Below are 11,881 nucleotides of genomic sequence, written 5' to 3'. Positions count from 1 at the left end.
CCGAGATCGACTTCAAGCAGTTCGACCTGGACGAACCGCTCCCCGAAGGCCTGACCACCAACGGCGAACGCGGATCCCTCGAACACTTCAAGCGCGGCGACGGCACCCCCGGCCCCAAAACCCTGCGTCAGATGGTCATGGCTCGCAACAAGCGGGGCCTGGAACTGGTGGGCACCGCGGAGCAGGTCGCCAAGAAGATGGGCGAGGCGATGGAGGAGATCGGCGGCGACGGCTTCCTCATCAACAAGGGCGGTCGCGACCTCTCCCGGCAGTACATCACCGACATCTGCGACGGCCTGGTCCCCGCGCTGCAGCGCCTGGGCCTCACCCGCACCGAGTACACCAAGTCCACCCTGCGCGACACACTCCGCGAGTTCTGAGGATCGACACGATGCCGAAGAAATTCCACCTTGGTTGGTTCATGAACTTCATCCCGCCGGAGTGGGACAGCGAGTGGGCTTCCCCGGACGTGAAGAACTGGACCAACGGCGACTTCTACGTCGACATGGCCCGGTCGATGGAGCGGGCCTGCTTCGACTTCATGATGATCGAGGACACCGTGATGGTGGCCGACGCGTACGGCGGCACCATGGAAGGCGCGTTGAAGAACTCCATCTTCGCGCCCAAGCACGACCCCGTGCCACTGGCGGTCAAGGTAGCCGCGAACACCGCCCACCTGGGTGTGGTGGCGACGATGTCGACGTCGTTCTACCCGCCGTATCTGCTGGCCCGTGCCTGTTCCACCGTCGACTCGATCGCCGAGGGCCGGTTCGGCTGGAACATCGTCTCCTCGGCTGAGGACCGTGCCGCCCAGAACTTCGGGCTCGAGGGTCTTCCCGAGCACGACGAGCGCTACAACGTCGCCGAGGAGTACTTCGACGTCGTCAACCAGTTGTGGGACTCCTGGGATGCCGACGCGGTTGTCATGGACCGCGAGACCAACACCTTCGCCGATTACCGCAAGGTCCGCACCATCGATTTCGAAGGCAAGTACTTCAAGTCCCGCGGGCCGCTCAACACCGTGCCCTCGCCCCAGCACCGGCCCGCGTTTCTCCAGGCCGGGGCCTCCCCTCGGGGTCGTGCGTTCGCCGCGGGCGCGGCCGACGCGATTGTCGCGGTCGGCACTGGCACCGCGGGCATGAAGGAGTACCGCGACGACATCCGCGCCCGCGCCGAAGCCGCCGGCCGCGACCCCGACCACATCAAACTCCTCTTCTGCGTCTCCCCCACCATCGCCGCCACCGAAGCCGAAGCCCGCGCCGAGGTGGAACGGCTGACCTCGTCCGACGCCTACGTCGAGAAGACCCTGGTCAGCATCTCGGCCAACACCGAGATCGACTTCAAGCAGTTCGACCTTGACAAGCCGCTCCCGGAGGGCCTGACCACCAACGGCGAACGCGGATCCCTCGAACACTTCATGCGGGGCGACGGCACCCCCGGCCCCAAGACCCTGCGTCAACTCGCGATCGACTGGGCCAAGACAGGCGTCGAGTTCGTCGGGACCGCGGAGCAGGTCGCCCAGCAGATGGGCGAGGCGATGGAGGAGATCGGCGGCGACGGCTTCCTCATCATGAAGCCCGGCTGGGATCTGAACCGGAAGTACATCCATTCGATCACCGACGGCCTGGTCCCCGCGCTCCAGCGTCTGGGCCTCACCCGCACCGAGTACACCAAGTCCACCCTGCGCGAGACGCTCCGCGAGTTCTGAGCCCACCGCAGACATCCCCGCACTTTTCAAGAGAACCGCGTCGTGACCGAGTAGGAGACATCATGCCGAAGAAGTTCCACATGGGTTGGTTCATGAACTTCATCCCGCCGGAGTGGGACAGCGAGTGGGCTTCCCCGGACGTGAAGGACTGGGCCAACGGCAGGTTCTACGTCGACATGGCCCAGTCGATGGAGCGGGCCTGCTTCGACCTGATCATGATCGAGGACACGGTCATGGTGGCCGATGCCTACGGCGGCACCATGGAAGGCGCGCTGAAGCACTCGGCGTTCGCGCCCAAGCAGGACCCGATCCCGCTGGCCGTTCTGATCGCCGCCAACACGGCCAGGATGGGTGTGGTGGCGACGATGTCGACGTCGTTCTACCCGCCGTATCTGCTGGCCCGTGCCTGTTCCACCGTCGACTCGATCGCCGAGGGCCGGTTCGGCTGGAACATCGTCTCCTCGGCTGAGGACCGTGCCGCCCAGAACTTCGGCCTCGAAGGCCTGCCCGAGCACGACGAGCGCTACAACGTCGCCGAGGAGTACTTCGACGTCGTCAACCAGCTGTGGGACTCCTGGGAGCCCGACGCGGTCGTCATGGACCGCGAGACCAACACCTTCGCCGACTTCCGCAAGGTCCGCACCATCGACTTCGAAGGCAAGTACTTCAAGTCCCGCGGGCCGCTCAACACCGTGCCGTCGCCCCAGCACCGGCCCGCGTTCCTCCAGGCCGGGGCCTCCCCTCGGGGTCGTGCGTTCGCCGCCGGCGCTGCCGACGCGATCATCGCAGTGGGCACCGGCATCGAAGGCATGAAGGAGTACCGCGACGACATCCGCGCCCGCGCCGAAGCGGCCGGCCGCAATCCTGACGAGATCAAGCTCCTCTTCGTCGTCTCTCCCACCGTCGCCGCCACTGAAGCCGAAGCCCGCGCCGAGGTCGAGCGGCTTCACAACCACCCGTCGTACATCGAGAAGTCGCTGGTGAACATCTCCTCCAACACCGAGATCGACTTCAAGCAGTTCGACCTGGACGAACCGCTCCCCGAGGACCTGACCACCAACGGCGAACGTGGATCCCTCGAGTACTTCATGCGGGGCGACGGGACCCCCGGCCGCAAGACCCTGCGCGAGTTGGTGCTGCACCGCGCCAAGCGAGGACTTGAACTGGTGGGCACCGCGGAGCAGGTCGCCAAGAAGATGGGCGAGGCGATGGAGGAGGTCGGCGGCGACGGCTTCCTGATCAGCAAGCCTGGCTGGGACCTGTCCCGCAACTACATCAGCTCCATCTGCGACGGACTGATGCCCGCGCTCCAGCGCCAGGGCCTCACCCGCACCGAGTACACCAGGTCAACTCTGCGCGAGACGCTTCGTGAGTTCTGATCGAGTGCGGGCGTGACGGCACCGCACACCTACCACGGCAGCCCGCTGGCCCGGTTCCGGCAGTCGGCCGGGCATCAGCTGACGATGGTCCTGGTCGGATTCGTGATGGCCATGACCGCCCCGATCGAGCTGCTCTACGCGATCAAGCTGGGACTCAGCCCGGTCCTCGTCACCGTCTTCATCGTGAGCTCCGCGGCCGGACTCACGCTGGTCGACGTCCTGGGTACGCGGGTCGTCACCCGGATCGACGCTCGTTCGACGGCCGTCGTCGGGATGGTGCTCTTCGCGGTCAGCGAGGCCTGTTACGGGCTGGCCGACCGCGCGCCGGAGCTGATCGCCGCCCGGGTCCTCCAGGGGCTGGCCAGCGCGGTGGTCGCCGGCGCGGCGTTGCAGGTGACGGTGCGGATGCGCGCTCGCCCGCACCGCGCTCTCGGCTCGAACGCGAGCCTGCAGATGCTCGGCGGCGCCGTCGGAGCTCCGGTCGGCGGCCTCCTGGCCACCCAGTCCTCGGGGGTCGACGGCTACCGGCTCGCCTTCGCGGTCTGCTGCGGCGCGGGGCTGGCGGCGGGCGCGCTGGTGGTCCTGCTGCTACCGCGCCTTCCAGCCCCGTACGAACTCGGCCGCCCCCGGGTCGGTCTGCCCCGACTCGCGGTCGGCCGGGCAGTCCGGGTCGCGCTCGCGCTGGGGCTCATCGGCAACTACCTGCGCAGCGGGATCGAGAACACCGCTTTCCCGCTGATCGGGGACGCGGCGGGTCTCACCCCCGCGGGCATCGGAATCTCCCTGGGCGTGCTCTCCATGGTGGAGATCGTGGTCCTCGGCACCTCGGGCACGCTGTTCGAGAAGGTCCGTCCCGCTCGAGCGCTCGTGTGGGCGCTCGCGCTCGGTGTGGTCGCCTTGGCCGCCCTTCTGGCCGCACATTCGCTCAGTGGCTTCCTCGCCGCGGCTGTGCTGTTCGGCCTCGTCGACGGAGTCGCTCTGGCGGCACCACCGGTGCTGGTCGTCGCCACCAGCCCGGACCCGTCGATCGCCGTGGCCAACTACCGGATCGCCTGCGGCGTGGGCTCGTTCAGCGGCTCGGGCAGCGTCAATCTGCTCTTCGGGGCGCTGGGAACCACGGGGTGCGTGGTCGGCGGGGGACTCGTCCTGCTGTCCGCGGCTGTGCTGGCCGGATCTAGACCCCTGCGGGAAACGCGCGCCACGCGCGCGCAATGAACCAGCAACTTGAGTGAACTTTCAATGATACCACCGGGAGATGGACTTGCCTCCCGACGGATCCCATCAGAAGCCCGTGAACCGCAGGGTCGAGGACGAGCGGGCCGTTCAGTCACGGAGGAGCCATGGCCATTGCTGAGCCCTACGTCGCCAAGGATCTGGTCCCGGTCGGGACCAGATTCGGTCAAGGCCTCAGACAGTATTTCCAGGGCACGCCGGTCGCCGGCTGGGTCGCCTTCACCGCGCTGGCAGCGATGTTCCTCATCGCGGTCTTCGCCGAGGCCATCGCGCCCTACGACCCCCTGGTGCCGGCCGGGGCACCGATGTCCGCGCCCGGATCCGGTTATCTCCTGGGGACCGACACGGTGGGACGTGACGTACTCAGTCGCGTTCTCGTCGGCATGGCCACCAGCTGGTGGGGCGCCCTGGCGGTCGTCGCCTCCGGTGTCTTCTTCGGCGGGCTGGTCGGTCTCGTCGCCGGGGCTGCCGGCGGCATCGTCGACAGTGTCCTGATGCGGATCACCGACGTGTTCCTGGCCCTGCCCGGACCGATCCTGGCGGTCGCGGTGGTGGCGGCCCTCGGTCCGTCCTACTTCCACACGCTCGTCGGCGTCTCGATCGTGTGGTGGCCGTTGTACACGCGCATCATCCGCGCCGAAGTACGCAAGCTGCGGGCCTCTCCGCACATGGAGGCGGCCAAAATCTCGGGGGCCGGACCGGTGCGCCGGCTCACCAGGCATCTGCTGCCCGGAGCCGTCCCCACCACCATCATCACCGCGAGCCTGGACGTGTCGGCGCTGGTGCTGATGCTCTCGAGCCTGTCGTTCCTCGGTCTGGGTGCGCCGCAGCCGGCGCCCGAGCTGGGAGCGATGAGCGCACAAGGCATGACCAACATCTTCAGCGCGTGGTGGATCCCCGTGTTCCCCGCCGCGGCCGTCGCACTGATCGCCATCGTGAGCAACTTCGCCGGCGACGCACTCAGGGACCGCATCCGTGACCGCTGACCGGTACAGACGAACGTGGAGGTGACATCATGCTGCTGATCTTGGGTCGTCGGCTCCTCGGAGCGCTTCCTGTCCTGATCGCGCTGGTCCTGGTGGTCTTCGTCCTGCAGCAGGTGGCGCCGGTCGACCCCGTCGTCGCCCTGGTCGGGGAGAAGGCACCGCCGGAGGTGTACGAGGCCGCCCGCCAACAACTGGGACTCGACAAGCCGTTGCCGGTGCAGTTCTTCCACTACCTGGCGAGTGCGGTCCAGGGTGACCTCGGGACCTCCTCAGTGACGCGCACGCTGGTCGCGTCGGACATCGTGAAGTTCCTGCCGGTCACGCTGGAGCTCGTGTTCATGTCTCTCGTGCTGATCGCCGTGATCGGGTTCTTCCTGGGGCTGGCCACGGCGCAGCGGTGGCCCGGATCGGGGGTGCTGCGGGTGGTGATGATCTCCGGCGCGTCGGTGCCCGTGTTCCTGGCCTGCCTGATCGCGATGCTGGTCTTCTACCGCTGGCTCGACATCCTGCCCGTCACGGGCCAGACATCGTCGTACGACGCACCATCGGGCCCGACCGGCTTCCTTCTGGTCGACAGCCTGGTGGCGGGCCGGCCGAGCCTGTTCTTCGACGACCTGAAACATCTCATCCTCCCGGCGTTGTGCATCGCGATCGGACCCGCGGTGGCCGTCGGCCGCGTTCTGAGAAGCAGCCTGGAGGGCACCCTCCGAGCGGAGTACGCCCGTACTGCCAGGGCCAAGGGCCTGAGCGGGACCGAGGTCCTCGTCAAGCACGCACTCCGCAACGCCCTCGGCCCCGTGCTCGCGCTGATGGGACTGCAACTCGCCGGAATGATAGGAAACAGCATCCTGGTCGAGGCGATCTTCGCCAGACCCGGGATCGGCCTGTACATCTCCCAGTCGATCGGCAAGGGAGACTTCAACACCATCGCCGGAATCACGCTGGTCGTCGGCCTCCTCTACGTCGTGGCCAACATCGTCGTCGACGTCCTCCAAGCCGCGGCCGATCCGCGGATCGCCGTCTAGAGGCGTCCAGGGGCGCAATCGGCCGGCAACGCATGGGAAGGGGCGCGGAAATCCGCGCCCCTTCTCCTGTGCCCATGACCACGACCACTCTCATACGCCCATGACCGCTGCACTCGACATGCGCGAAGCGGACTCCTCCGAGCCCGACCTGGAGGCGGAGGTGGAGAACCAGCGTCGTCCGGTGTACGCGCGCGGGACCCTCCAACTGCTGGCACCCGTGCTCGACCGGCGGGTGCGCTTCCGCATATGGCTCGGTGTCGGATTCGCCGTCGCCGCGATGGGTCTGATGGGCCTCATACCGTTGATCCAGCAGGTCGTCCTCGACGACACGATCCTCTCCGAGAAGCGTTCCCGAACCGTCTGGATCGTGCTCCTGCTCGTCACCGGACTCGTCAGCTTCGTGGCGAACTACCTGCGCCGCACGATCGGCGGCAGAGCCGCCGTGCACGTCCAGCGGGACCTCCAGATCAAGCTGCACCGGCACATGCAGTACCTGGACGCCTCGCGGCGCGACGAGATGCGTGCCGGGGACGTGATGTCCCGCGCCACATCGGACCTCACCCTGATCCAGATGTTTCTCCAGCAACTGGGCCTGGCCTACGGCAACGTCACCCTGCTCGTCGTGTCGCTGGCCGTGATGGTCGCCCTCTCCCCGCTGCTGGCAGCGGTGATGGTGGTGGCCGTACCCGTGTTCCTCGCCGTGGCCATGAGGTTCCGCAGCCGCTCGTTCCCCGCGAGCTGGATGGACCAGCGCTTCCAGGGCGGCGTGGCCGGGGTCGTGGAGGAGGCGGTCACCGGAGTCCGGGTCGTCAAGGCGTTCGGGCAGGAGGAGCAGGAGCAGGCATCGCTCAACGGCGAGGCGCGCAAGCTTTTCCAGTCCCGGCTCCGCACCGCGAGGATCACCGCGGTGTTCGGCGCCGGCATGGACGCCATCCCCGGGCTCACCCAGCTGGCCATCCTCGGCTTCGGGGGCTGGCTCGTCATGGAGGGCCAGGTCTCGCTCGGCGTGTTCCTCGCCTTCTCCAGCTACGTCCTTCAGCTGGTCGCCCCGGTGCGCTTCCTGTCCGGTCTGATGGCCACCAGCCAGCAGGCGCGCGCCGGCGCCCAGCGGGTCGTCGAGCTGCTGTCGACGCAGGCCCGCGTGCAGGAGCGTCCCCACGCCGTCCGGCTGGAGGACCCCGCAGGCCTGGTCGAACTCCAGCATGTCGACTTCCGCTACCCCGGCGGCGAACGCGTGTTGCACGACATCTCGCTGCGGGTGAACCCGGGAGAGCGGATCGCCATCGTGGGCGCCTCGGGTTCCGGGAAGTCCACCCTGGCCCACCTCATCGCCCGGTTCCACGACCCCACGTCAGGCGTGGTGCGCATCGACGGCCGCGACATCCGCGAGTACACCCTGAGCTCGCTGCGCGCCGCGGTCGGGATCGTGTTCGAGGAGGGCTTCCTCTTCTCGACGACGATCCGCGACAACATCGCGTTCGGCAGACCGACGGCCACCATCGACGAGGTGGAGCACGCGGCGGTCGCGGCAGGCGCGCACGGCTTCGTCTCGGGACTCCCCGACGGCTACGACACCGCCGTGGGCGAACGCGGCTTCACCCTGTCCGGTGGGCAGCGGCAGCGACTCGCACTCGCCCGGGCGGCACTGACCAACCCCCAGGTGCTGATTCTCGACGACGCCACGTCCGCCATCGACGCACGGACGGAACACGCCATCCACCGCTCGCTGGGGGAGGTCCTCGCCCGCCGGACGACCGTGCTGATCGCCCACCGGCACTCGACCCTGCGTCTGGCGGACCGGGTCATCGTGCTCGACCGCGGCCGGATCGTCGACGTCGGAACCACGGAAGAGCTGCTCGCGAGCTCCCCGCTCTTCCGTGAGCTGCTGACCGGACCTGACGCGGACTTCGAGGCAGGACCGGAGGAACCGGTCACCGAGCTGGACCCCACCACCTGGCCCGAGGACGTGTCACGGCTGGGCGCGCCGAAGATCAGCAGCCACACCAGCGAGGCCGCCACGCGGGCGGCGTCCGGCTCGCACGGCCCCGGTATGAGTGGCGACACCTCGACCCTCGCCGGCCTGGCCACCGTGTCGCCCACGCTGCTCAAGGCCGTGGAACGCCTTCCCGAACTGCGCGGCGAGCCCGACATCGACCTCGCGGAGGCAGTCGCGCCGCACGACCGGTTCACCATGGGGAGTGTCTTCCGGTCGTTCACCAAGCCGCTGTTGCTGGCCTCGGTCATGGTGGTCGTCGACGCCGTCTCGTGGATCTCGACGCCGGTGCTGATCAGGCTCGGCATCGACCACGGCGTCCTCCAGCACTCCCACCGGACGCTGGCTTGGATCTGTGTGGCCCTCCTGGCCATCCAGGGCGTCATCTGGGTCAACAGCAGGGTGATGATCTACTTCGCCCAGCTCATCGCCGAACGCATGCTGTTCGGGCTGCGGGTGCGCACGTTCGCGCACCTGCAACGACTCTCGCTCAACTACTACGAGCAGCACATGGCCGGCAAGATCATGACCCGGATGACCTCCGACGTCGAGGCCTTCGCCCAGCTGTTGCAGCAGGGACTGCTGACCGCGATGGTGAGTCTGCTGGCGTGTGCCGGCATCGCCGTCGGACTCGTCGTCTTCGACGCCCAACTCGCCCTCGCCGTCTCGGCGGTGCTGCCGGTCCTGCTGGTCTCCACGCTGTGGTTCCGCTCCGCCTCCGGGAGGACGTACCTGATCGCCCGCGACCGGGTGTCGGTGCTCTACGCCGACATGCAGGAGAGCCTCGCCGGCGTCGCGGTCAGCCAGGCCTACTCCCAGCAGCAGGCGAACGAACAGCGGTTCGAGGTGCTGGCCGACTCCTACTGCGAGGCCCGGATTCGCTCGGCCGAGCTGATGGCCCGGTTCTTCCCGCTGCTCCAGTTGCTGAGCACCGTCGCCAAGGCCATCGCGCTCGTGGTCGCCGCTCCGCGGGTCATGGCGGGTGACCTGTCCATGGGCCTGCTGATCGCCTTCCTGCTCTACCTCGACCAGTTCTTCACGCCGATCCAGCAGCTGTCCTTCGTCTTCGACCAATGGCTGCAGGCGAAGGTCGCGGTCGTCCAGCTGCGAGAGCTCCTGCAGACGCCGACGGGTACCCCGCTCGCCGAGGACGCCGTCGCCCCGAAGCGTCTGTCCGGCCGGATCTCCCTGGACCACGCGACGTTCGCCTACGAGAGCACGGGCCTGGTCGCGATGGACGACGTGAGCCTCGAGATCCCGCCCGGGCAGGTCGTCGCCCTGGTCGGCACCACGGGTGCGGGCAAGTCGACCCTGGTCAAGCTGGTGGCCCGGTTCTACGACACGTCCGCGGGCACGGTGAGCCTCGACGGCATCCCGATCAAGCAGCTCGACCTGGCGGCGTACCGTCACCAGCTCGGGTTCGTCCCCCAGGAACCCTTCCTGTTCTCGGGGACGATCCGTTCCAACATCGCCTACGGGAACCCCGAGGCGCCGGACCTTCTCGTGGAACAGGCCGCCCGCGCGGTGGGGGCGCACGCCTTCATCGCCGAACTGCCGCTCGGCTACCACACCCCGGTGAGCGAGCAGGGCCGGTCGCTTTCGGCCGGCCAACGCCAGCTGTTGAGCCTGGCCCGGGCACTCCTCGTCGACCCCGCGATCCTGCTGCTCGACGAGGCGACGGCCAACCTGGACCTCGCCACGGAGGCACGCGTGCAGCGAGCGATGGGACTGGTCGCGAGGGGGCGTACGACGCTGCTGATCGCGCATCGGCTCCAGACGGCACGAGCCTCCCAGCGCATCCTGGTCGTGGACAACGGGCTGATCGTCGAGGACGGCGCCCACGACGAACTCCTCAAGCTCGGGGGCCAGTACGCGGCGCTGTGGGCGGCGATGGTGACGAGTGCCGCCCACAGCGAGTGACGACAGCCCAGAACCTCACCCGCCCTGCCGCTACGGCGGCAGGGCGGGTGAGGTTCTGGGCTGTCCAAGGCAGGCTGACCGGCGTGTGTCAGGCCGATCGGACGGCGTGGGTCTGGAAGGCGATCAGGTCGCTCCGCAGCCGGAACTGCGACAGCGCCCTGGGCTGGCCCTGCTCGTCCTCCAGGACGTCTTCCAGGAAGAGCATGGGCGCTCCGACCTCCACACCCACCAACCGCGCGGACTGCTCGTCGGCCGCGGTCGCACCGATCGTCGTCGACTTGGTTCCGCGGATCCTGACGTCGAAGTGCTTCTCCAGGAACAAGATCGCGTCCGGTTCGTCGACGACGACGTCCCGGGACTGCTCGGGGCTCAGCGCGACGTAGCTCACCAGGATGCCCAGCACCAGTTCGTGCCGGAGGACGAGCGACTCCATCATGAGCACGGTCCAGTCGCCCACGAGCTGCAGTCGCTCGCGCACCAGGCCCGGACAGCCCAGGATCTGGTAATCCAGGGCACGGAGCTGGGTGTGGACCGCACTCTCGCCGCCGAACGCCTCGACGGGGGCGATCTGGTTGATCCGCAAGGTCGTCACGTGGGCAGAGCGCGTCCCGCGCTTCGGGCTGCGCGTAACCAGACCGTCCTTGGCCAGGAGCTGCAGGACCGCACGCACGGTGTTGCGGCTCGCCGACAGGGACTCGGTCAGTTCACTCTCGACCAGGTACAGGCTCTCGGGACTGCTTTGCAGGGAGGAACGCAGGAGGTCGTAGGCCCTGCGCATGGAGTTGTTCAGCCGGTCCGGAGTCTGTCGGTGCCGTTGGTACACCGTCTCGGGGCGCACCGGCCCGGCGGGGTGGTTCGACACCGCCGGCAGCCTCGGTTGTGCGGCCTGACGGGGCAACAGGTCATCTGCCACGAGGAAACCCCCTTCGAAGAGGCGTTCACCAGTTTGAGCATGGAAGCAGCGGAGTGTTGCCTGAATCGTCCTCGAATGCGACGTACGTATTGCGCTCTGGCGACTCTCGGGCAGCAGAGCGCCACTCAGGGCTGGTCGGCGACGCCGTCGGACACCTGCGGGCGCGCGTTCGCGTGCAGCCAGAGCCGGGCGTCGGCGATGTCCTGGTGCATCTGCTGCACCAGCCCCTTGACGTCGGTGAAGCGGCGCTGCGGTCGGATCCGGTGATCGAGCCGGACGAGGAGCCACTGCCCGTAGAGATCGCCGGAGAAGTCCAACAGGTGTGCTTCGAGGAGGCGGATCCCGTCACGGCCGTAGAAGGTGGCCCTCCGGCCGACCGACACGGCTGCGCCGTACGTGGCGCCGTCGGGCAGTCGCACCAGACCGGCCCACACTCCGTCACTCACGCTCTCGTCGCCCAGCACGATGTTGGCGGTGGGGAAGCCGAGCTCGCGGCCACGCCGGTCGCCATGCTCGACCCGTCCCTCGATGAGCCCCATCTGCCTGGGCACTGACCTGTCCGAGTTCTGGCGAGGTCTCCTGCGCGCACCGAGCGGCACGCGCAGGAAAATGCTGTCCAAGGTCGAGTCCATCTTGTCTGCTCCTTCGGCACGGGGGGACAGTCGGGGCAAGTACCAGTGCGACGGATCCCCATTGCGGGCGAACGTGCCGACGGTGACGTCTG

General features: G+C 68.1%; 8 protein-coding genes and 1 pseudogene. 7 read left to right on the top strand and 2 right to left on the bottom strand.

Annotated elements, in window-relative coordinates; all coding sequences use genetic code 11:
• The 7 genes and pseudogenes from ACTWQR_RS21020 to ACTWQR_RS20990 form a co-directional block, all read left to right on the top strand.
• Positions 1 to 380, top strand: a pseudogene (locus ACTWQR_RS21020) (NtaA/DmoA family FMN-dependent monooxygenase); the annotation flags it as partial.
• 11 nt (positions 381 to 391) lie between these two features.
• Positions 392 to 1,708: an NtaA/DmoA family FMN-dependent monooxygenase gene (locus ACTWQR_RS21015; protein ID WP_443228660.1), complete on the top strand. Its 1,317-nt coding sequence runs from the start codon at positions 392 to 394 to the stop codon at positions 1,706 to 1,708.
• 62 nt (positions 1,709 to 1,770) lie between these two features.
• Entirely contained in the window at positions 1,771 to 3,087 is a 1,317-nt protein-coding gene (locus ACTWQR_RS21010; RefSeq protein ID WP_443228659.1) for an NtaA/DmoA family FMN-dependent monooxygenase, read from the top strand.
• Positions 3,088 to 3,099: 12 nt separating this feature from the next.
• Positions 3,100 to 4,302, top strand: a complete 1,203-nt coding sequence (locus ACTWQR_RS21005; RefSeq protein ID WP_443228658.1) for an MFS transporter — start codon at positions 3,100 to 3,102, stop codon at positions 4,300 to 4,302.
• Between the two features lie 125 nt (positions 4,303 to 4,427).
• On the top strand, positions 4,428 to 5,306 hold the full coding sequence (locus tag ACTWQR_RS21000; protein WP_443228657.1) for an ABC transporter permease: 879 nt from the start codon (positions 4,428 to 4,430) through the stop codon (positions 5,304 to 5,306).
• A gap of 29 nt (positions 5,307 to 5,335) precedes the next feature.
• Entirely contained in the window at positions 5,336 to 6,331 is a 996-nt protein-coding gene (locus ACTWQR_RS20995; protein ID WP_443228656.1) for an ABC transporter permease, read from the top strand.
• A gap of 100 nt (positions 6,332 to 6,431) precedes the next feature.
• Positions 6,432 to 10,244, top strand: a complete 3,813-nt coding sequence (locus tag ACTWQR_RS20990; RefSeq protein ID WP_443228655.1) for an ABC transporter ATP-binding protein — start codon at positions 6,432 to 6,434, stop codon at positions 10,242 to 10,244.
• A gap of 88 nt (positions 10,245 to 10,332) precedes the next feature.
• Here the strand turns inward: ACTWQR_RS20990 and ACTWQR_RS20985 are convergent, their stop codons facing one another.
• Positions 10,333 to 11,157, bottom strand: a complete 825-nt coding sequence (locus ACTWQR_RS20985) for a GntR family transcriptional regulator (RefSeq protein ID WP_443228654.1) — start codon at positions 11,155 to 11,157, stop codon at positions 10,333 to 10,335.
• 125 nt (positions 11,158 to 11,282) lie between these two features.
• On the bottom strand, positions 11,283 to 11,789 hold the full coding sequence (locus tag ACTWQR_RS20980; protein ID WP_443228653.1) for a riboflavin kinase: 507 nt from the start codon (positions 11,787 to 11,789) through the stop codon (positions 11,283 to 11,285).
• Positions 11,790 to 11,881: the final 92 nt, after the last annotated feature.

The organism is Streptomyces sp. 2A115 (assembly GCF_052245575.1).
Lineage (GTDB): Bacteria > Actinomycetota > Actinomycetes > Streptomycetales > Streptomycetaceae > Streptomyces.
Note: the sequence above shows the minus strand (reverse complement) of the source record. Positions and strands in the feature narration are given on the sequence as shown.

Excerpts from the sequence above, each read along its gene's own strand:
- ACTWQR_RS21015 (WP_443228660.1), top strand. The coding sequence starts at position 392 with ATGCCGAAGAAATTCCACCTTGGTTGGTTCATGAACTTCATCCCGCCG.
- ACTWQR_RS20990 (WP_443228655.1), top strand. The coding sequence starts at position 6,432 with ATGACCGCTGCACTCGACATGCGCGAAGCGGACTCCTCCGAGCCCGAC.
- ACTWQR_RS21010 (WP_443228659.1), top strand. The coding sequence starts at position 1,771 with ATGCCGAAGAAGTTCCACATGGGTTGGTTCATGAACTTCATCCCGCCG.
- ACTWQR_RS21000 (WP_443228657.1), top strand. The coding sequence starts at position 4,428 with ATGGCCATTGCTGAGCCCTACGTCGCCAAGGATCTGGTCCCGGTCGGG.
- ACTWQR_RS20980 (WP_443228653.1), bottom strand. The coding sequence starts at position 11,789 with ATGGACTCGACCTTGGACAGCATTTTCCTGCGCGTGCCGCTCGGTGCG.
- ACTWQR_RS20995 (WP_443228656.1), top strand. The coding sequence starts at position 5,336 with ATGCTGCTGATCTTGGGTCGTCGGCTCCTCGGAGCGCTTCCTGTCCTG.